Genomic DNA, 18899 nt, shown 5'->3' with positions numbered 1-18899 from the left:
GCGTTTCCACCCGTGCCCACATCGCCCCATGCAGACTTCGCTCATCGCCCTGGCCGCGCTCGCCTTCCTCGCACCTTCGCTCCACGCCCAACCGGCCGACGCACCGGTCGAACTCGACCTGCTGCTGCGCGGCGGCACCGTCTACACCGGCGACGATGACCGGCCCGTGGTCGGCGACGTCGGCATCGCGGGCGACCGCATCGTGTTCGCGGGCCGCGCGATGCCCGCGCAGTTCAAGGCCAAGCGCACCATTGACGCCACCGGCATGGTGGTGGCGCCGGGCTTCATCGACGCCCACACGCATGCCGACACCGACCTGCATTCGAACGACGCGCGCAAGCGCCTCAACATCCCGTTCCTGACCCAGGGCGTGACCACCGCCGTGATCGGCAACGACGGCTTCGGCGGCTGGGACATCGCGGCCCAGGCGCAGCGGCTGCGCGCCGAGCCGGTGGGCACCAACGTCGCGATGTACGTCGGCTTCGGCCCGGTGCGCACCAGCCAGCTCGGCGAGGCCAACCGCCAGCCCACGCCCGAGCAGCTCGAGGCCATGGGCCGCCAGGTGAGCCAGGCCATGTGCGAGGGCGCGCTGGGCCTGTCGACCGGGCTCTTCTATCCGCCGCAGAACTTCTCGAGGACCGAGGAGGTGATCGCGCTCGCGAAGGTGGCGGCGCGCCATGGCGGGCTCTACGACAGCCACATCCGCGACGAGTCCATGTACAACATCGGGCTCAAGGGCTCGATCGACGAGGTGATCCGCATCGGCCACGAGGCGAAGCTGCCGGTGCACGTGGCGCACATCAAGGCGCTCGGTGTCGACGTGCAGGGCCAGAGCGGCGACATCATCGAGCGCATCGAACGCGAGCGCGCCAAGGGCCTGGACATCACGGCCGACCACTACCCGTGGACCGCCTCGAGCACCCGCTTCTCGGCCGCGCTGATCCCGCCCTGGGCCATCGACGGCGGCCGCGCCGCGCTGCTGCAGCGCTTCGACGATGCCGCGGTGCAGGAGCGGCTGCGCAGCGGCATGCGCGAGAACCTGCGGCTGCGCGGCGGGCCCGACGCGATCCTGTTTTCGGCCGGCAGCACGAAGTACGTGGGCAAGACGCTCGCGCAGGTCGCGAAGGACCAGAACGCCGACCCGGTCGATGCCGCCATCGCGGTGCTGCGCGACGGCGACCTGATGATCGCCTCGTTCAACCAGAGCGACGACGACGTGCGCGCCTTCATGAAGCGGCCCTGGGTCATGACCTCGTCGGATTCCTCGCAGGGCCATCCGCGCGCCTACGGCACCTTCGCGCGCAAGTACGAGCAGTACGTGGTGAAGGAGCACGCGATCTCGCTCGCGCAGTTCATCCGCGGCAGTTCCTCGCTCACGGCCGACACGCTGGGGCTGGTGCAGCGCGGCCATCTGCGCCCCGGCTACTACGCCGACGTGGTGGTGTTCGATCCCGGGCGCTTCGCCGCGCGTGCCACCTACACGCAGCCCACGCTGCTGTCCGAAGGCGTGCGCACGGTGCTGGTGAACGGCCAGCTCGCGGTGGACCAGGGCCAGCCGACCGGCGTCGGCGCGGGCCGGCCGCTGCTGCGCACGCCGAGGGCGGGCAGCTGCGGCTGAGCCGCTTCAGTCCTTGTTCTTGAGGTGCCGCGTCTGGTCGTAGGTCGGCTGCGGCGGCAGGTCGGCCAGGTGCCGCGTGTCGGCCCATTCGACGATCTCGATCGCCTCGGGCGCCGCGGGGTCGGCGATGCGGATGCGATTGAAGCCCGCGTTGGGAATCTCGCTGCGCCGCGGGCCGCTCAGGCTCAGGCCGTGCGCGGTGCGCCACACCATGTCGAGCACGCCGCCGTGCGTGACCACGATCAGGTGCTGCCCGCGGTGCGCGCCGGCGATGGTGCCGAGCGCCGCGACGATGCGCGCATGGAACTCGCGCGCCGTCTCGCCCTCGGGCATGGCGTGGTCCTCGCGGAACTCCAGCCACTCCTCCCAGGCGCGCGGATGCAGGGCCTGGATCTCGTCGGAACGCATGCCTTCGGCGATGCCGAAGAACTGCTCGCGCAGCGAGGCCGTGGTGACGATCGGCAGCGAGAGCTGCGAGGCGCCCGGCGCCGCCGTCTGCTGGGCCCGCAGCAGGTCGCTGCTGATCACGTGCTGCACCGCGGTTTCCTGCGCCAGCCGCAGCCCGATGCGGCGCGCCTGCTCGTGGCCCATGTCGTTGAGCGGCACGTCGGCGTGGCCCTGGAAGCGCAGCTCGCGGTTCCAGGCGGTCTCGCCGTGGCGGATGAGGATGATGTCGGTGGTGGTGTCGGGTTTGGGCGTGGGCATCGGCCCCCATTGTCCCACCACCGGCCGCCGTGGCGGCTTCGGCTTCAGGCGAAGGCCATCGGCAGCGCGCCCAGCCGCAGTGCCGGCGAAGGCGTGAGCAGCGAGAGCACCCACGCGATCGTGAAGCCGCCGACGATGGCGCAGACCACCACCACCGCGGTGTAGGGCAGCGCGCGATCGGCCGGGCACTTCATCAGCACCGGCAGGCCGAGGTAGATCAGGTAGATGCCGTAGAGCCCGCACAGCGCGCCCAGCGCCGACAGCGAGGGCAGCAGGCTGAAGACGCCGCCGACCAGCGAGGCGGTGGAGGCGTAGACCGCGAGCTTGAGCGCGGCGACCGGGCTCTGCACGCCGTCGAAGGTGGGCGCGAGCGCATCGACGATGAGCCCGACCACGAACACCACCACCAGCGACAGCACGTAGCCCACCACCATGTTGACCAGCCCCGCGAGCACCGGCACGCGGAAGCTCACGCCGAAGGCGCCCATGCCGATCACCGACAGGCCGATGAAGCCGGCCACGGCCGGTATCAGCGCGAGGATCATCAGGTAGTTCTTGTAGAGCGAGGCTGTGTCCTCGGGCTCGGCATCGATCACCGGCCAGGTGGCCTTGGGCTTGAGCAGGATGTCCTGCACGCGTTGAACCAGGTTCATGGAAGTCGAAGGGAAAGGAGAAGGGGTGGCGGCGCGAGTATGTCGAGCCGCGGCGCGCCTGGCTGCTGGCCAGGAAGCCTATGCCGATGCGCCGGGATGGCGTCCTCGCGCAGAATCCCGGCATGCCTGCCACCCTCGTACTTCTTCCCGGCCTCGCGTGCGATGCGCGCCTGTGGGACGCCCAGCTCCCCGCCCTCCCTTCCTCGCTCTCGCCGCGCGTGAGCGACGTCCAGCTGCGCCACGCCACCATCGAGGGCATGGCCGCGGCCGTGCTGGCCGAGAACCCCGGCCCGCTGGTGCTGTGCGGCGCCTCGATGGGCGGCATGGTCGCGATGGAGGCCGCGCGCCAGGCGCCCGGCCGCATCGCGGGCCTGGCCCTGCTGGGCACCAGCGCGCGGCCCGAGACGCCCGACATGCGCGCGCTGCGCGAAGGCGCGATCGAGTACTTCGCGCGCGGCGAGCTGCGCGAGGTGATCGAGCCCAACGTGTTCTTCGCCTTCCATCCGGCCCAGGCCGCCGACCCGGCACTCGTGCAGCGCTACCTCGACATGGTGCTGGGCGCCGGCGCCGAGCAGCTCACCCGCCAGAACCGCGCCGTGATGGCCCGGCCCGATGCGCGCACGCACCTCGCGTCGCTGCGCGCGCCGGTGCTGCTGATGTGCGGCGACGACGACCGCCTCGCGCCGCCCGAATGCACGCGCGAACTCGCGGCGCTGCTGCCGCAGGCGGAAGTGGTGTGGGTGCCGCAGTGCGGCCACATGCTGACGATGGAGAAGCCGGCGCTGGTCAACGACGCGCTCAACGGCTGGCTCGCGAAGCTGTTCGCGGCCTGAGTGCCGGGGTCAGTGCAGCTGGCCGCCGGTCTCGGCGATGTCGCGCTCGACCTCGAGCGCGGTGCGCACCGCGATGCGCAGCGCCTCGACCAGGGTCGCGAGCGCCATGCTCGGCGCGCCCGGAAAGTTCGCCGCCTGCTCGGGCAGGTAGGGGATGTGGATGAAGCCTCCGCGCACGCCCGGCTGCGCATGCTCTGCGAGCTGGTGCATCAGGCCGTAGAAGATGTGGTTGCACACGAAGGTGCCGGCCGTGTTCGACACCGAGGCCGGCACGCCCGCGGCGCGCAGGTCGCGCACCATGGCCTTGATCGGCAGCGTCGAGAAATAGGCCGCGGGGCCCTCGACCACCACCGGCGCGTCGACCGGCTGCCGCCCCGCGTTGTCGGCGATGCGGCCGTCGTCGACGTTGATAGCCACGCGCTCGGGCGTGACCTCGGCGCGGCCGCCGGCCTGGCCGATGCACAGCACCAGTCGCGGCTTCAGCTCGTCCATGGCCGCGGCGAGCGAATCGATGGCCGCGCCGAAGACGCAGGGCATCTGGCGCGCATGCACCACCGCGCCGGCATGCGTCCAGCCATCGAGCGCGCGCACCGCTTCCCATGAGGGATTGATGGCTTCGCCGCCGAAGGGCTCGAAGCCGGTCAGCAGCACGGACGGTGGCGCGGAGGGTCGGGGCGTCTTCGGCGAGGTCATGGGACCGACGTTACCGCAAGAGCCCGTGGGCGTCGCTACTTCCTGGGCGCGAGGTCGAGCGGATTGGCGGGCAGGTCATTGCGCGCGGGCTTGGGCTTCTGCTCGGTCTTGCATTCGGCGTCCCGGAACGGGCCCGACAGCCGTTCCCAATCGGAATTGATGATGTGCTGGAAGCACACGACCTTGCCGTTGTCCTTGTGCTTGAACAGATAGAACCCGCCGGTGGGTTGGGACAGCGCCGGACCGCAGCTCAGGGCCGTGCCGAGAGCGAATGCGAAGGCTGCGATGAATTTCATGGTCGGTTCTCCCGGGAAATCACAGAGCGGGCGGCGAGGCCAGGCTCTTGGCCACCTCGATGACCAGGTTGCGGGACTGCCCAACGATCTTGTCACGGTGGGTCTCGAATTCCGGATCGGTGACGCCCCTGGGAATCTTCATGGTCGGCGTGTGAATGTGGCCTGCAGGGATGTCGAGCCGGAAGACGTCGCGCAGCAAGGTGTTGCGATACGCGCTGGCGTTGGACAGGTAGTTGCCGCCACCGCCTTGCAGCGCGCAGTTCAGCTCTTGCGGATTCGGCTTCGTTCCTTCAGGCGGAAAAAGAGCGTCGAGGGTGCACTCGATGACATCGTATTCGTCGTTCCGGGCCACTTTCCAGTCGCCCGTGGCCGCATCGATCATTCTCTGGAACGGCAGGCTTGCGACGGTGAACTGCGACGGCGCATCCTTCGACCATGGCGTGGGCGAATACCCCAACCAGCGTTCCGGCGGGTTGATCTCGCAATCCTGGTTCGAAGGAAAGCCGGTGCACGGAGGCCTGAGGTTGTCGTTGCCGACGGCGGAGAAGTGATAGCGCCCGTTGTAGTGCTCCAGGTCGAAGCTGTTGCGCCCCTGGCTCATGGTGATCGACGCATCGACGCGTTTGCCGCCCGGTTTGAACCAGGGCCCCAGCGTGTCCTCCTGCATGCCGGCAAGGAACGGACCGTAGTTGACCGGCAGGATGAAGGTGCGGATCACCGCGGTCGTGCCGTCGGCCAGCGCCACGGTATGGCCATCGAGCGACAGGATGGTGGCGCCCGACGGATTGCCTCTGGGCAGTTCGAAATCGCCGGACTCGATCCTGTCATCCGAGCTCGGCTCGCCGAGCGAGAACGGATCGAAGCCGCTCACCAGGATCCGCTTGTAGCCCGCTCCCTCGGGAAAATCGATCGACAGCTGCCCGCGCGAGGCACGCTCGAACTCGCTCTCCAGCGCAGCGCGCTGCGCGTCCGTCAACGCGAACTCGGGCTTCCACTGGCGCAGCGCGAGCGTCATCGTCAGGCGTGCCCAATAGAGCATGCGGTCGTCGCTCTTCGCCAGCGTGCCCTGGACCGACCGGCCCTGCACGCGGTCGAGCGCCGCCTGCCAGAGCTTTTTCCCCTCGGCATGCAGCAGCGCCACCGCCTCGTCGTAGCTCGAGGCACCGGCCAGGCCGTCGCTGCAGAGCCTGGCGGCGAAGTCGGGGCCGAAGCGGTCGAATCCGCTGGCCTGCAGCAGTTGCTGCGAATAGCTCGATGCATCGCTGGCGGCGATCTTGTTGGGCAGGCGCCGCTCCTCGTAGGAGGCCTCCACGGCGCTGTCCATCGCGCACTTGGCGCGCACGGCCGGCGGTGGCGGCGCGGGCGGCGGCGGTACCGGAGGTGCCGGCGGGACGGGCGGCTGCGTGCCACCGGCGGCGGCGATCGCCGCCAGCACGGCCGGGTCGACGCCGCCGCCCCCACCTCCGCCACCGCAGCCGGCGACCGCCAGCGCGCAAATCCCCAGGGCGGCACCGATCCTGGCGCGCCTTGCCTTCGCTTTTTTCATTCGACCTCTCCCTGATCCAGTACCTGACAGCAACGAAAACAAAACATGAACCCGCTGGCACGGCTCCTGCAGCATTCGATCCGGGACCGAAGCTGCCGCCGGGGGCGGGTTGCACCGCTTACGTGTGCGACGAGTTGATGAAAACATGATCGATTGATCGAGTCGAACGAGTTTTTGTTAAACAACCCGATAACAAAAGTTCAACGATGCTCGGTACAGGGAGAAGCAGAAGATGAACACCCGTTTCCTCGAAACGCTGGTCATGCTCGACCGGCTCAAGAGCTTCCGAGAGACGGCGCAGATGCTCTGCGCCACCCAGGCCGCGGTGTCCAAGCGCATCGAGGCGCTGGAGGAAGAGCTCGGCGTGCAGTTGGTCGACCGCTCGCAGCGCTCGCTGCGGCTCACGCGCATCGGCGAGCAGGTGGTGGCGCAGGCCGAGCAGATACCTCGCGCTCGAGAAACAGCTCAAGCGCTCGGTGCAGCCCGATGCGCCGCCCTCGGGGCGCGTGCGCATCGGCGTGATCGAGACCGTGGTCCACACCTGGCTCACGCCGCTGATCCACCTGCTGAGCGCGCGGCTGCCCGCGGTCGAGCCCGACATCACGGTCGACACGGCGCACAACCTGCGCGAGCAGTTCCGGCAGCGCAAGTTCGACCTGCTGATCCAGAACGACGACGTCTCCGAGCTCGCGCGCAGCGGCGAATCGGTGGTGCTGGCGCTGTGCAGTTTCCCGATGCGCTGGGTGGCGCGCCCGACGCTGCTGCCGCATGCGCGCACCCTGCGGCTCGAGGACCTCGAGCGGGTGCCGCTTCTGAGCTTCTCGCGCACCTCGGGCCCGCGCGCGCATGTGAAGGCGCTGTTCGCGGGACGCGCCGCGGAGCCGCGCGTGTGCAGCTTTCCGTCGGTGCAGTCGATCATCCAGCTGACCAAGGGCGGCTTCGGCGTGGCCGCGATCCCGCCGGTGTTCGTGCGCCAGGAACTGGCCGCCGGCGAGCTCGAGGTGCGCGACGGCCCCGCGCTGCCGCCGATGGCGATCAGCCTCGCGCATGCCGAGGGCACGGCGCCCGCGGTGCAGGCGGTGGCGCGGCTCACGCGCACCGTGGTGGCCGACTATTGCGAGGAGATCGGGCCGCGCTGGGTGAATGCGCTGGCCTGCGAGGACGCACTGCCCGCCTGAGCGGCGGATGCAGCACGCGGCTGCTTCAGTCCGCGCGCACCGCGATGCCTTCGGACAGCAGCCGCTCGCGGATGCGGCGCGCGAAGGCCAGCGCATGCGCGCCATCGCCGTGCAGGCAGACGGTCTGCGCATTGACCGGCACGATGCTGCCGTCGATGGCCCTGACCTGGCGCTCGCGCACGAAGGCCAGGGTCTGGGCGATGGCCTGCGCGTCGTCCTCGATCAGCGCGCCGGGCTGGCTGCGCGGCACCAGGCTGCCGTCGGGCATGTAGCCGCGGTCGGCGAACACCTCCTCCACCGGCACGAGGCCGGCGCGGCGCGCGGCGTCGATCATGCCGCTGCCCGCGAGGCCGAAGAACTTCAGCGCGGGATCGAAGCGGCGCACGGCCTCGCACAGCGCGTCGGCGAGTTCGGGCTCCTTCACCGCCTGGTTGTAGAGCTGGCCGTGCGCCTTCACGTGCGCGAGCCGGCCGCCCTCGGCCTTGACGATGGCCGCGAGCGCGCCGACCTGGTAGAGCACGTTGGAGACGATCTCGTCGGGCGGCAGGTGCATGGTGCTGCGGCCGAAGTTCTCGCGGTCGGGAAAGCTGGGATGCGCGCCGATGGCCACGCCCCGCGCGACGGCCCAGCGCACGCACTGGTGCATGGTCTTCGCGTCGCCCGCATGCCAGCCGCAGGCGATGTTGGCCGAGCTCACGAGTCCGAGCAGCGCTTCGTCGCTGCCGGCGCCTTCGCCGAGGTCCGCGTTGAGGTCGATGTGCATGGGGAGGACTCCTGGAGCGATGCGGCGGATGGAAAGGCCGCAGTCTATGCCGGGGTCGGCCAGCCCGCCGCCGCGAGGCCTTGCGCCACCTGCGCGACGTAGCGCTGCTGCGCGGCCCAGGCCTCGAGCGCGCCGGCGGCATCGACCGGCACCAGCCGCAGGCTGCCGTTGAGCGGCGCCTGCGCGAGCTTCCAGAGATCGGCGCGGATCACCACGCCGATGCGCGGATAGCCGCCGGTGGTCTGGGCGTCGCCCATCAGGATGATCGGCTGGCCCGAGGGCGGCACCTGGATCGTGCCGGGGATCACGCCCGAGGACAGCATGTCGTTGGCGCGCTTGCGCCGGAGCTCGGTGCCGCTCGCGCTCGCGAGCCGGCTGCCCATGCGGTTGCTCTGCGGCGTGATGCGCCAGCGCTCGCGCCAGAGCTGGTCGCGCGAGGCGACGGTGAACTGTTCGAACTCGGGGCCGGGCAGCACGCGCAAAGCGATGACACCGTCGGCCGCGGCATCGGGCTCCCACTCGGGACCGCGCACCCCGAAGGCACGTCGCGCGCGCTGCGCCTCGGTCAGCGCCGACGCGCCCAGCGGCAGGCGGTCGCCCTTGCGCAGCGCACGGCCCTCGTGGCCGCCGAAGCCGGCCTTGAGGTCGGTGCTGCGCGAGCCGAGCACGGGCGTCACGTCGATGCCGCCCGCCACCGCGAGCCAGCTGCGCAGGCCGGCCTTGCCGCCCGCGTTGGCACTCGCGAGCCGCAGCGTCTGCCCGGCCGCGACCGGCACGCTCCAGCACGGCCACAGCGGCTGGCCGTCGAGCGTGGCGCCGAAGTCGTCGCCCACCAGCGCGATGCGCGTGTCGGTCTCGAAGCGCAGCACGCTGCCGCCCAGCGTCAGCTCGAGCCCGGCCGCGCCGGTGGCGTTGCCCACCAGCCGGTTGGCGAGCGACAGCGCCAGCGTGTCGAGCGCGCCGCCCGGGCAGATGCCGAGTTGGCGATGGCCGTGGCGCCCGAGGTCCTGCACCGACGCCAGCGGGCCCCGGCTTCTCGATCAGCAGCGTCATGGCCGCAGGCTTTCGACGACGAAGCGCACGCGGTCGCCGGGCCGCAGCAGGGTCGGCGAGTCGGCCAGCGGATCGAAGAGCGCGACCTCGGTGTGCCCGATCAGCTGCCAGCCGCCCGGCGAGCGCAGCGGATAGATGCCGGTCTGCTCGCCGCCGATGCCGACCGAGCCCGCGGGCACCGCCGTGCGCGGTACGTCGCGGCGCGGCGTCGCGAGCGCGGCGGGCAGTCCACCGAGAAAGGCGAAGCCCGGCAGGAAGCCCAGCAGGTAGACCACGTACTCGGCCGCGGCATGGCGACGCACCACCTCGGCGGTCGACAGGCCGGTGTGGGCCGCCACGTCCGCGAGGTCGGGACCGTGCTCGCCGCCGTAGGCCACGGGAATCTCGATGTCGCGGCCCTCGATGCCGCCGCTCTCGAGTCGCGGCCAGGCCTCGAGCACGCGCGCGCTCAGCGTCTCGAGATCGACCGCGGTCGGATCGAAGGTCAAGGTGAGGTTGTTCATGCCCGGCAGCGCCTCGCCGACGCCGCTCCAGCGGCCGGCCTCGCGCGCCAGGGCCCAGATCTTCTGTTGCTGCGCGAGCGTGGCGGGACCGGGCAGGTCGCACAGCAGCGCCGCGTCGCCCAGCAGGTGCAAACGAGGCGCCAGCGCGCCGCTCATCGGCGGCGCCTACTCTCTGCCGAGGCTTCGGACCTTGGCCGCGAGCTGCTGTTCGACGTTGGGCGAGACGAACTTGTGCACCTCGCCGCCGAGCATCGCGATCTCGCGCACGAAGGTGCTGGAAATGAACTGGTACTTGTCGCTGGGCGTGAGGAACACGGTCTCGACATCGGGCATCAGCGAGCGGTTCATGCCCGCGAGCTGGAACTCGTAGTCGAAGTCGGTGACGGCGCGCAGGCCGCGCACCATGGCCTTGCCGCCGCGCGCCACGACGAAGTCGCGCAGCAGGCCTGAGAAGCTCTCGACCGAGACCTGGTCGCTGTAGGGCTTGACAGCTTCGCGCGCCATCTCGATGCGTTCCTGCAGCGTGAAGAGCGCCTTCTTGTGGTGACCGGCCGCCACGGCGACGATCACCTTCGAGAACAGTTGGGTCGCACGCCGCACCACGTCCTCGTGCCCGAGGGTGATGGGGTCGAAAGTGCCGGGATAAACCGCGATCACGTTGCTGGCCATGGTTGCTACCTCCTCATGCAGCCGATGCGGCTTGGGTCGGCGGATTATGCAGTGCGGTGTGCGGCGTGCATCAAAAGGTGGGCATGCACCGCGCCGGCCTTCAAGTGGCGGAACACGACGAGGCCGAGCGCGGCCGCTTCCTCGTCGCTCCAGCGACGCGGTGCCTCGAGGTAGATGGCGCCGCCCGCGCGCACGGCGCGCGCGGCGGCGCGCAGCGCGGGTTCGTAGAGCGTGGTGCTGTCGAAGGGCGGGTCGAGGAAGACCACGTCGAGGCTCGCGGCCGGCGCGCGCTCGAGCGCGGTGACGCCGTTGCCGCGCTCCACGCGCACCGCCTCGGCGGCGAGCTTGGTCTTGGCGGCCTGGATCTGCGCGACCAGCGCTGCGTCCTGCTCGCACAGCAGCACGCCGGCCGCGCCGCGCGACGCGGCCTCGAGGCCCAACGCGCCGGTGCCCGCGAAGGCATCGATGCACTGCCAGCCCGGCAGCTCGCCGCCACCGGCACCGGCCAGGCTCGCGAGCCAGTTGAACAGCGTCTCGCGCACGCGGTCGGGCGTGGGGCGCAGGCCGGGCTTGTCGGCGACGGCGAGGCGGGTGCGTTTCCACTGGCCGCCGATGATGCGCACCTCGTGCGCGCGCGCCGGACGCGCGGAGGAAGAAGTCGTTGGGGTGCGCGAGGGCGCGGCGGCAGGCTTGCGGGGCATGCGGCGAGCTTAACGCGCCGGCCCTGCCCCATTGCGTCGCGGTTCAGAAGCCCGCGATCGCGCGCCGCGCGAGCAGCGCCGCCAGCACCAGCATCGTGCCGCCGATCAGCGCATCGAGCATCTGCCAGGCACGCGGCCGCGCGAACACCGGCGCCAGCAGCCGCGCGCCATAGCCGAGGGCCGAGAACCACAGCGCGCTCGCGAGCGCCGAGCCGGCCACGAACCATCCCTTGAGCGAGCCCGCGTACTGCGCGCCGGTGCTGCCCACGAGCAGCACGGTGTCGAGGTAGACGTGCGGGTTCAGCAGCGTGAAACCTGCGGCCTGGGCCAGCACCGCGGTGCGCGAGAGCGAACCGCCCTGCGTGACGGTGCGCAGCGCGCCGGCCGCGCGCGAGCGCCACAGCGCGCGCAGCCCGTAGCCGGCGAGGAACAGCGCGCCGAAGGCGGCGAGCGCGGTGGCCAGCATCGGCCGGCCCTGGAGCGCCTGCGCCATGCCGGCCACGCCGGCCGAGATCAGCACCGCGTCGCTCACGGCGCAGAACAGCACGACCGCGCTCACGTGTTCGCGGCGCAAGCCCTGGCGCAGCACGTAGGCGTTCTGGGCGCCGATGGCGACGATGAGCACCAGGCTCATGAAGAGCCCGTTGAGGAAGGCGGTGGTGACGAGTTCGGCAGACATGGTGCGAGCTTGCCGCCGCGCGCGAATTAACTCAAACTAAACTTCCTTAAGCCAATTCAGTTTTACTTCATTCGCATGCTCGACTACGCCGCCCTCCATGCCCTGGCCACCGTGGTGCGCGAAGGCAGCTTCGAGCGCGCGGCGCGCGCGCTCAACGTCACGCCCTCGGCGGTGTCGCAGCGCGTGAAGCTGCTCGAGGAACGCATCGGCGGCGCGCTGCTGGTGCGCGGCCAGCCCTGCGTGGCGACCGAGGCCGGGCTGCAGCTGTGCCGGCATGTCGAGCGCGTGGGCATGCTCGAGCACGAGCTGCGCGATGCGCTGCCGGTGCTGGGCGCCGGCGAGGCCGGCGAGCGGGTCACGGTGCGGGTGGCGGTCAATGCCGACAGCCTCGCGACCTGGTTCGTCGGCGCGGCCGCCGCCTTCTCGCAGCAGCACGGCGCGCTGCTCGACCTCACGGTCGACGACCAGGACCACACGGCCGAGCGCCTGCGCAGCGGCGCGGTGCTGGCGGCGGTCACCGCGCTGGCGCAGCCGGTGGCCGGCTGCAACAGCGAGGCGCTGGGCACGATGCACTATGTGGCCGCAGCCAGCCCGGCCTTCGTGCAGTCGCATTTCGCCAAGGGCGTGGGCGCGCGCACGCTGGCGCAGGCGCCGAGCCTGGTGTTCGACCGCAAGGACGCGCTGCAGGCGCGCTGGGTGCGGCGCATCTGCCGTCGCGAGGTCGAGACGCCGCGCCACTGGCTGCCCTCGCCGCAGGCCTTCGTCGAGGCCGCGCGCGCGGGCATGGGCTGGGGCATGCATCCGCTGAGCATGGTGGCGCAGGCCTTGCGCGACGGCTCGCTGGTGGAACTGGTGCCCAGCTCGCGGCTGCCGGTGCCGCTGTACTGGCAGCAGGCGCGCGCGGCGCCGCGGCTGCTCGCACGGCTCGGCGATTGCGTGCGCGCCGCCTCGCGCACGGGGCCGCACGCGCTGGCCTGAAGCCGACTACTTGCCGTCCCGCGGCTTGGCCTGCGGGTCGCTGCCCACCACCACCGTCACCATGCGCTCGGGTTGCAGCTTGCGTGCGAACGCGGCCTTGATGTCGGCGGCGGTCACGGCATTCATGCGCGCGGTCCAGGTGTCGAGGTAGTCGAGCGGCAGGTCGTTCCAGGCGATGTTGGCGACGTTGCCGATCAGCTTGCGGTTGCTGTCGAGCAGGAGCGGGAAGCCGCCGATCAGGTTGTCCTTCGCGGCCTTGAGCTCGTTCTGCGTGGGCCCCTCGGCGACGAACTTCGCGAGCACCTCGCGCGCCACCTTCACCGCTTCGGCCGCCTGGTCGGGCCGGGTCTGGAAGCCGACGCGGAACGCGCCCGCGTCGAGCCCCGGCGCGAAGCCGCTGTAGACGCTGTAGGTCAGGCCGCGCTTCTCGCGCACCTCGTCGGTCAGGCGCGACACGAAGCCGCCGCCGCCGAGGATGTAGTTGCCGAGGTTGAGCGCGAAGTGGTCGGGGTCCTGGCGCGGATAGCCGGGCTGGCCGATGTAAACATGGGTCTGCGCCGACTCGAAGGGAATGCGCACTTCCTTCGACTCGGCCAGCGCCGGCACCGGCGCGATCGCGGGCAGCGGCGTGCAGGCCTCGGGACCGGGCAGCCGCGACAGCATCGCGTTGGCGATGCCCTCGGCCTGCGCGCGCGTCACCGCGCCCACGATGCTGAGCTTGGCGCGGCACGGCACGATCAGCTGCTGGTAGCGCTGGCGCATGGCCGCGGTGTCGATGCGCGCGAGCGTGGCCTCGGTGGTCTGCTGGCCATAGGGATGGCCGCTGTAGACCGCGCTCGAGAAGGCGCGCGCCGCCACCGTCGCGGGCTTGGTGTTGCCCTCGCGGATGGACGCCGAGAGGCGCTCGCGTTCGCGCTGCCAGATGTCGTCGGGGAAGGTGGGTTCGCCGATCACGCGCGCGGCCAGCGCCACCGCCTTGTCGAGCAGCTTGGGGTCGGCGAGGCTGCGCAGCGTGTAGCTGGTGCGGTCGTTGCTGGCGCTGACGTCGAACTCTGCGCCCAGATCGGCCCAGGCCTCGCCCAGCGCGTTCTGGTCGAGCGCGGGCTCGCCGTTGCGGCCGGCGCGCACGCCCTTCTCGACCATGGTCGAGCTCACGCTCGCGAGGCCGGCCTGGTCGGCGGGATCGCGCCGGCTGCCGGCGTCGAAGTCGACCTCGACGTCGACGATCGGCAGCGCCTGCGACGACACGAGGTAGATCTTGGCGCCGTTGGCGAGCGTCCAGTGTTCGATCGGCAGCGCGGCCTGCGCGGCCAGGGCGGCGAAGCCGAGCGCGACCAGCACGCCGGTGCGCAGCAGGCGGCCGGCGGCGGCCGGTTTGGAATGGGAAAGGGACATGGGAATCGGACCTTCGAGCGATGCGGCGGCGTTCAACGCAGTTCTCCCGCGGGAGCGGCGAAGCCGCGGGCACGGGGCCGCGCATCGGGCGGCAGCGGGACCAGCGTGGCGACAGTGAGCTGGTCGTCGCCGAAGTATTTGGCGGCCACAGCCTGCACCTGCGCGGCGGTCACGGCCTGCAGCTTCGCGATCATGCGCGGGTCGGCATCGAGCGGCAGGCCCTGCACCCAGTTGCTGCCGAGTTCGCGCGCCTGCGCCATCACCGAATCGCGCTTGTAGGTCTCGCTCGCCACCCACTGCGTCTTGACGCGCGCGAGTTCGGCCTCGCCCACGCCTTCCCTGGCGATGCGCGCGACCTGCGCGCGCAGCGCGGCCTCGACCTGTGCGGCGGTCTTGCCGGCCGCGGGCACGCCCGCCAGGCCGAACAGCTGCGGGCCGCGCCCGATCAGCCCCGAATAGGCACCGGCCGAATCGGCCACGCGCTCCGGTCCCTGCGTGAGCGCGCGGTCGAGCCGCGCGCCGGTGTAGCCGTCGAGCACGGCCGACAGCACCTCGAGCGCCCAGGCGTCGCTCTCGGCATCGATGCTCTCGAGCTGCGGAATGCGGAAGGCCAGCGAGACGTAGGCCTGCTCGGCCGGCGCCTTGAACTCGATGCGGCGGATGCCGCGCTGCGGCGGCTCGATGCGCGGCTTGCGCACCGGCACCGCGCGCGCGGGGATGCCGCCGTAGTACTTCTCGGCCAGCGCGCGCACCTTGTCGACGTCGACATCGCCGGCGATCACGATCGCGGCATTGGCGGGCACGTACCAGCGGCGGTGGAACTCGCGCACGTCCTCGGGCGTCATCGCATCGAGGTCGCTCATCCAGCCCACCACCGGCCGGTGGTAGGGCGAGGCGATGAAGACGGCCGCGCTCTGCTGTTCGCCGAGCAGGGCGCGCGGCTGGTCCTCGGTGCGCATGCGTCGCTCTTCCTTGACCACCTCGATCTCGCGCTTGAACTCGTCGTCGGGCCACTGGTTGTTGGCGAAGCGGTCGGACTCGAGCTTCATCACCTGCTCGAGGCTGCCGACCGGGATCTGCTGGTAGTAGCCGGTGTAGTCGCGCGTGGTGAAGGCGTTCTCCTGCCCGCCCAGCGCCGCCACGCGGCGCGAGAACTCGCCGGGCTTGATCGACTTCGTGCCCTTGAACATCATGTGCTCGAGCGCATGGGCCACGCCCGAGGTGCCGTCGACCTCGTCGAGCGAGCCCACGCGCACCCAGACCATCTGCACCGCGGTCGGCGAACGCCGGTCGGGCTGCACGATCAGGGTCATGCCGTTGGAGAGGGTGAACTGCCGGGGACCGGGGGCCGAAGCGGTGGAGACGGTGGAGGGGGTGGCCGGGGGCGATGGCTGTTGCGCCTGCGCGGGCAAGCCCCAGGGCGCCGCGAACGCCAGGGCCAGCACCGCACCAGACGCAGCGCGGCGTGGCGAGGGGTGTTTCATAGAATGGCTCCGATTCTAAAAAGCGCCCGATGTTCAGTTTCTTCAAGAAAAAACCACCCGCGGAAACGCCGAAGCACCGGCCCCGCAGGCGCCAGCGACCCCGCCGGCCGAACCTGCCCCCGCCGCGGAGAGCGCGCCCTCGCGCTCGGTGTTCTCGCCCTCGAGCTGGTTCGGGGGAACCGGCGGCGAAGGAAGCGCCGCCTCCCGCACCGGTTCCACCGCCCGCGGCGACGCCGGCACCGGTGGCCGCGCCCGCCGTACCCGTCGTGCCCCCGGTCGAGCCGATCGTCCAACCCGCGGCGCCGGCACCGGTTGCCCCGCCACCCGCCGCACCCGCGCCCGTTCCTCCGCCGCCCCCCGCCATCGACCTCCCGATCCTCGCGCCGGCCCCCCGCGCCGGTGCCGGCACCGGTGCTCGAGATCGCCCCCCCGCCCGCAGCCGAGCGCCGGGGCTGGCTCGACAAGCTCAAGACCGGCCTGCGCAAGACCGGCACCGGCATCCAGGCGGTGTTCGTCAATGCGCAGATCGACGACGCGCTCTACGAAGAGCTCGAATCCGCGCTGCTGATGGCCGATGCCGGCGTGAAGGCGACCGAATACCTGCTCGACGACCTGCGCCGCCGCGTCAAGAGCCAGATGGCCACCGACGCGTCGCAGGTCAAGCGCCTGCTGGCCGAGGCCATCGCCGACCTGCTGCGCCCACTCGAGAAGCCGCTGGAGATCGGCCGCCACACGCCCACCGTGATCATGGTCGCGGGCGTGAACGGCGCGGGCAAGACCACCTCCATCGGCAAGCTCACCAAGCACCTGGCCAACGAGGGCGCCTCGGTGCTGCTGGCCGCGGCCGACACCTTCCGTGCCGCGGCGCGCGAGCAGCTGCTGGTCTGGGCCGACCGCAACACGGTGGAGATCGTGAGCCAGGAAGGCGGCGACCCTTCCGCCGTGAGCTTCGACGCGGTCAACGCCGGCAAGGCGCGCGGCAAGGACGTGGTGCTGGTCGACACCGCGGGCCGGCTGCCGACGCAGCTGCACCTGATGGACGAGCTCAGGAAGATCAAGCGCGTGGTCACCAAGGCCGACGCCACCGCGCCGCACGAGGTGCTGCTGGTGATCGACGGCAACACCGGCCAGAACGCGCTGGCGCAGGTCAAGGCCTTCGACGAGACGCTGGGCCTGACCGGGCTGGTCGTGACCAAGCTCGACGGCACCGCCAAGGGCGGCGTGCTGTGCGCGATCGCGCGCGAGCGGCCGATCCCGGTCTACTTCATCGGCGTGGGCGAGAAGCTCGAGGACCTCGAGACCTTCGACGCGCGCGAGTTCGCGCAGGCCTTGCTGGGCAACTGAGGTCCCGCGCCCTCAGCGGGCGCGCACTGCCTCGCTCATCGCCTCGAGCAGCCGGTCGGCCACCACCGGCTTGAACAGCACCGGCACGCGCGACTCGCGCACGCGCAGCAGCCGGTCGGGCGAGGTCTCGCCGGTGATCAGCAGCAGCGGCGTGGCACGCTCGCCCAAGCGGCTCAGGCGCAGGCCCACGTCGAGGCCGTCGACGCCGTCGGCCAACCGGTAGTCGCACAGCAGCAGCTCGAAGGGACGGCCCTCGTCGCGCGCCCGCGCCAGCGCTCGCGCGGCCGCGGCCTCGTCGTCCACGGCCAGGGCCTCGACCGCGTGCGAGCGCAGCAGGCCGGTCATGGCTTCGCGGATCTCCTGCTCGTCGTCGAGCAGCAGCACGCGCGCGGGCAGCCGCGCCGCGCTGCGACGGCGCCGTTCCTCGGCATCGGCCGCCGCGGCCTGCGTCGGAAACGGCCCGGCCAGCGCGCTCGCCTGCGCGTTCGCGGCCTGCACCACCAGCCGGAAGTGCGTGCCGCGGCCCAGGCGCGAATGCATCTGCACCGGATGGCCGAGCAGGCGCGAGAGCCGCTGCACGATCGACAGCCCGATGCCCAGCCCGCGCGAGCGGTCGCGGCCGGGGTTGTCGACCTGGTAGAACTCCTCGAAGATCCGGCCCGACTGCTCGGGCGCGATGCCCACGCCGGTGTCGCGCACCTCGATCCAGACCGTGTCGCCGCGGTCGCGCGCGATCACCGTCACCCCGCCGCTGCGGGTGTACTTGAGCGCGTTGTCCATCAGGTTCGACAGCATGCGGTGCAGCAGTTGCGGATCGCTGCGCACCCACAGGCCGCTGGCGCGCACGCGCAGCTGCAGCGACTTCTGCTCGGCGCGCGCCGAGAAGGTGTGGTTGAGCGGCAGGAACAGCGCATCGAGCTGCACCGCCTGCACCTCGGGCACGACCACGCCGGCATCGAGCCGCGAGACGTCGAGCATGGTGTCGAGCGAGGCGCCGAGCGCATTGACCGCGCGCATCAGCCGCTCGGCATTGCGGCCCTCGGGACGGTTGCGCAGTTCGTTCTCGAGCGCTGCGCCGAACAGCGCGATGGCATGCAGCGGCTGGCGCAGGTCGTGGCTGGCGGTGCCGAGGAAGCGGGTCTTCTCCTGGCTGGCACGCTCGGTGGCCGCGATCTGCTCGCCCAGGCGCGCGGCCAGCGCCTCGTTCTCGAAGCGCAGCATGAGCGAATCGGTGAGCAGCCGGTGCTGGCGGATGCCCGCGTGTAGGGTCAGCATCAGGTAGGCCGCGCCGGCCGCGGCCAGGAACAGGTGCAGGCCGTCGCCCTGCCAGGCCAGCGCGGTGATCATGCCCAGCGACATCGGCAGCGTGTAGCCGAACAGCGCTGGCTTCAGCGGCCACAGCGACTGCGAGGCGCGCGCGCAGCTGCCGACGATGACCGCCATCAGCAGCGAGGTCATCGGCAGGTTGCCGGCCGGCACGACCAGCCAGGGCACGACGGCCGTGACCATGCTGACCAGCGTGACCAGGCGCGAGATCTTGCGCGCCCAGTACGGGCTCTCGAGCGCCGGCCGCGCCGGATACCAGCGCGGCGTGAAGAAGACGTAGACGTCGGCCAGCACCATGCCGGCCATCCAGAACAGCAGCCGCGGGTCGTGCAGCTGCGCATAGAGGATGGCGCCGAACACCGCCACGAAGCACAGGTGGGTCAGCGTCGAGGCGCTGTAGGTGTCGTAGACCGAGGCGACGTGTTCGCGCAGCACGCGCTGGCCGAGAACGACATCGGCGGCCGGGTCGTTCAGCACCGCGC

19 protein-coding genes and 1 pseudogene are annotated in these 18899 nt (G+C 71.3%); 6 read left to right on the top strand and 14 right to left on the bottom strand.

All coding sequences use genetic code 11. The features are described 5' to 3' along the window. Positions 1 to 28: 28 nt before the first annotated feature. Positions 29 to 1618, top strand: coding sequence for an amidohydrolase family protein (locus tag ACHMXE_RS16840; RefSeq protein ID WP_395350294.1), 1590 nt, complete (start codon positions 29 to 31; stop codon positions 1616 to 1618). Between the two features lie 6 nt (positions 1619 to 1624). Here the strand turns inward: ACHMXE_RS16840 and ACHMXE_RS16835 are convergent, their stop codons facing one another. Together ACHMXE_RS16835 and ACHMXE_RS16830 are read right to left on the bottom strand one after the other, a co-directional pair. Next, positions 1625 to 2323: a histidine phosphatase family protein gene (locus tag ACHMXE_RS16835; RefSeq protein ID WP_203202744.1), complete on the bottom strand. Its 699-nt coding sequence runs from the start codon at positions 2321 to 2323 to the stop codon at positions 1625 to 1627. Positions 2324 to 2367: 44 nt separating this feature from the next. Next, positions 2368 to 2976 (bottom strand): Yip1 family protein, encoded by a 609-nt coding sequence (locus tag ACHMXE_RS16830; RefSeq protein ID WP_395350293.1) that lies wholly within the window; start codon positions 2974 to 2976, stop codon positions 2368 to 2370. Positions 2977 to 3098: 122 nt separating this feature from the next. Here ACHMXE_RS16830 and ACHMXE_RS16825 point away from each other — a divergent pair, with 122 nt between their 5' ends. Continuing rightward, positions 3099 to 3809, top strand: coding sequence for an alpha/beta fold hydrolase (locus ACHMXE_RS16825; RefSeq protein ID WP_395350292.1), 711 nt, complete (start codon positions 3099 to 3101; stop codon positions 3807 to 3809). Positions 3810 to 3818: 9 nt separating this feature from the next. Here the strand turns inward: ACHMXE_RS16825 and pcp are convergent, their stop codons facing one another. The 3 genes from pcp to ACHMXE_RS16810 are packed head-to-tail and all read right to left on the bottom strand — an operon-like array spanning position 3819 to position 6344. Then, entirely contained in the window at positions 3819 to 4502 is a 684-nt protein-coding gene (gene pcp / locus ACHMXE_RS16820; RefSeq protein ID WP_395350291.1) for a pyroglutamyl-peptidase I, read from the bottom strand. Between the two features lie 35 nt (positions 4503 to 4537). Beyond that, a complete protein-coding gene (locus tag ACHMXE_RS16815) occupies positions 4538 to 4798 on the bottom strand; it encodes a hypothetical protein (RefSeq protein WP_209541846.1) in 261 nt (86 codons plus the stop codon). Positions 4799 to 4817: 19 nt separating this feature from the next. Further along, on the bottom strand, positions 4818 to 6344 hold the full coding sequence (locus tag ACHMXE_RS16810) for a hypothetical protein (protein ID WP_395350289.1): 1527 nt from the start codon (positions 6342 to 6344) through the stop codon (positions 4818 to 4820). Positions 6345 to 6576: 232 nt separating this feature from the next. Here ACHMXE_RS16810 and ACHMXE_RS16805 point away from each other — a divergent pair. Continuing rightward, positions 6577 to 6702, top strand: a pseudogene (locus ACHMXE_RS16805) (LysR family transcriptional regulator); the annotation flags it as partial. 118 nt (positions 6703 to 6820) lie between these two features. Further along, complete coding sequence (locus ACHMXE_RS16800; protein ID WP_395350288.1) at positions 6821 to 7522, top strand: substrate-binding domain-containing protein; 702 nt, start codon at positions 6821 to 6823, stop codon at positions 7520 to 7522. Positions 7523 to 7547: 25 nt separating this feature from the next. Here the strand turns inward: ACHMXE_RS16800 and pxpA are convergent, their stop codons facing one another. The 6 genes from pxpA to ACHMXE_RS16770 are packed head-to-tail and all read right to left on the bottom strand — an operon-like array spanning position 7548 to position 11890. Beyond that, positions 7548 to 8285 (bottom strand): 5-oxoprolinase subunit PxpA, encoded by a 738-nt coding sequence (pxpA, locus tag ACHMXE_RS16795; protein WP_395350286.1) that lies wholly within the window; start codon positions 8283 to 8285, stop codon positions 7548 to 7550. A 44-nt stretch (positions 8286 to 8329) separates the two neighbouring features. Continuing rightward, positions 8330 to 9298: a biotin-dependent carboxyltransferase family protein gene (locus ACHMXE_RS16790; RefSeq protein ID WP_395350284.1), complete on the bottom strand. Its 969-nt coding sequence runs from the start codon at positions 9296 to 9298 to the stop codon at positions 8330 to 8332. Between the two features lie 36 nt (positions 9299 to 9334). Next, on the bottom strand, positions 9335 to 9997 hold the full coding sequence (gene pxpB / locus ACHMXE_RS16785) for a 5-oxoprolinase subunit PxpB (RefSeq protein WP_395350282.1): 663 nt from the start codon (positions 9995 to 9997) through the stop codon (positions 9335 to 9337). Positions 9998 to 10006: 9 nt separating this feature from the next. Then, the gene (gene coaD, locus ACHMXE_RS16780) at positions 10007 to 10510 is read right to left on the bottom strand and encodes a pantetheine-phosphate adenylyltransferase (protein WP_057596071.1); all 504 of its coding nucleotides are present in this window, start codon (positions 10508 to 10510) and stop codon (positions 10007 to 10009) included. Between the two features lie 44 nt (positions 10511 to 10554). Further along, the gene (locus ACHMXE_RS16775) at positions 10555 to 11211 is read right to left on the bottom strand and encodes an RsmD family RNA methyltransferase (protein ID WP_395350280.1); all 657 of its coding nucleotides are present in this window, start codon (positions 11209 to 11211) and stop codon (positions 10555 to 10557) included. A gap of 43 nt (positions 11212 to 11254) precedes the next feature. Continuing rightward, a complete protein-coding gene (locus tag ACHMXE_RS16770; RefSeq protein ID WP_395350278.1) occupies positions 11255 to 11890 on the bottom strand; it encodes a LysE/ArgO family amino acid transporter in 636 nt (211 codons plus the stop codon). A 75-nt stretch (positions 11891 to 11965) separates the two neighbouring features. Between ACHMXE_RS16770 and ACHMXE_RS16765 the strand changes: the two genes are divergently transcribed. Further along, on the top strand, positions 11966 to 12868 hold the full coding sequence (locus tag ACHMXE_RS16765) for a LysR family transcriptional regulator ArgP (RefSeq protein ID WP_395350276.1): 903 nt from the start codon (positions 11966 to 11968) through the stop codon (positions 12866 to 12868). A 6-nt stretch (positions 12869 to 12874) separates the two neighbouring features. Here the strand turns inward: ACHMXE_RS16765 and ACHMXE_RS16760 are convergent, their stop codons facing one another. Then, complete coding sequence (locus ACHMXE_RS16760) at positions 12875 to 14263, bottom strand: M16 family metallopeptidase (RefSeq protein WP_395350274.1); 1389 nt, start codon at positions 14261 to 14263, stop codon at positions 12875 to 12877. A gap of 32 nt (positions 14264 to 14295) precedes the next feature. Further along, the gene (locus ACHMXE_RS16755) at positions 14296 to 15747 is read right to left on the bottom strand and encodes a M16 family metallopeptidase (protein WP_395350273.1); all 1452 of its coding nucleotides are present in this window, start codon (positions 15745 to 15747) and stop codon (positions 14296 to 14298) included. Positions 15748 to 16146: 399 nt separating this feature from the next. On the opposite strand from ACHMXE_RS16755, the gene ftsY reads away from it, so the two are divergent. Beyond that, positions 16147 to 17091 carry a signal recognition particle-docking protein FtsY gene (gene ftsY / locus ACHMXE_RS16750; protein ID WP_395350272.1) on the top strand — a complete coding sequence of 315 codons (945 nt, stop codon included), beginning with the start codon at positions 16147 to 16149 and terminating at the stop codon, positions 17089 to 17091. A gap of 12 nt (positions 17092 to 17103) precedes the next feature. Here the strand turns inward: ftsY and ACHMXE_RS16745 are convergent, their stop codons facing one another. Beyond that, positions 17104 to 18894 (bottom strand): ATP-binding protein, encoded by a 1791-nt coding sequence (locus ACHMXE_RS16745; RefSeq protein WP_395350271.1) that lies wholly within the window; start codon positions 18892 to 18894, stop codon positions 17104 to 17106. Between the last annotated feature and the right edge of the window lie 5 nt (positions 18895 to 18899).

The organism is Variovorax sp. UC122_21 (assembly GCF_044056785.1).
GTDB lineage: Bacteria > Pseudomonadota > Gammaproteobacteria > Burkholderiales > Burkholderiaceae_C > Variovorax.
Note: the sequence above shows the minus strand (reverse complement) of the source record. Positions and strands in the feature narration are given on the sequence as shown.

Bases quoted from the DNA above. Each gene is read 5' to 3' on its own strand.
- ACHMXE_RS16840 (WP_395350294.1), top strand. From the start codon at position 29: ATGCAGACTTCGCTCATCGCCCTGGCCGCGCTCGCCTTCCTCGCACCT.
- ACHMXE_RS16835 (WP_203202744.1), bottom strand. From the start codon at position 2,323: ATGCCCACGCCCAAACCCGACACCACCACCGACATCATCCTCATCCGC.
- ACHMXE_RS16830 (WP_395350293.1), bottom strand. From the start codon at position 2,976: ATGAACCTGGTTCAACGCGTGCAGGACATCCTGCTCAAGCCCAAGGCC.
- ACHMXE_RS16825 (WP_395350292.1), top strand. From the start codon at position 3,099: ATGCCTGCCACCCTCGTACTTCTTCCCGGCCTCGCGTGCGATGCGCGC.
- pcp (WP_395350291.1), bottom strand. From the start codon at position 4,502: ATGACCTCGCCGAAGACGCCCCGACCCTCCGCGCCACCGTCCGTGCTG.
- ACHMXE_RS16815 (WP_209541846.1), bottom strand. From the start codon at position 4,798: ATGAAATTCATCGCAGCCTTCGCATTCGCTCTCGGCACGGCCCTGAGC.
- ACHMXE_RS16810 (WP_395350289.1), bottom strand. From the start codon at position 6,344: ATGAAAAAAGCGAAGGCAAGGCGCGCCAGGATCGGTGCCGCCCTGGGG.
- pxpA (WP_395350286.1), bottom strand. From the start codon at position 8,285: ATGCACATCGACCTCAACGCGGACCTCGGCGAAGGCGCCGGCAGCGAC.
- pxpB (WP_395350282.1), bottom strand. From the start codon at position 9,997: ATGAGCGGCGCGCTGGCGCCTCGTTTGCACCTGCTGGGCGACGCGGCG.
- coaD (WP_057596071.1), bottom strand. From the start codon at position 10,510: ATGGCCAGCAACGTGATCGCGGTTTATCCCGGCACTTTCGACCCCATC.
- ACHMXE_RS16775 (WP_395350280.1), bottom strand. From the start codon at position 11,211: ATGCCCCGCAAGCCTGCCGCCGCGCCCTCGCGCACCCCAACGACTTCT.
- ACHMXE_RS16770 (WP_395350278.1), bottom strand. From the start codon at position 11,890: ATGTCTGCCGAACTCGTCACCACCGCCTTCCTCAACGGGCTCTTCATG.
- ACHMXE_RS16765 (WP_395350276.1), top strand. From the start codon at position 11,966: ATGCTCGACTACGCCGCCCTCCATGCCCTGGCCACCGTGGTGCGCGAA.
- ACHMXE_RS16760 (WP_395350274.1), bottom strand. From the start codon at position 14,263: ATGTCCCTTTCCCATTCCAAACCGGCCGCCGCCGGCCGCCTGCTGCGC.
- ACHMXE_RS16755 (WP_395350273.1), bottom strand. From the start codon at position 15,747: ATGAAACACCCCTCGCCACGCCGCGCTGCGTCTGGTGCGGTGCTGGCC.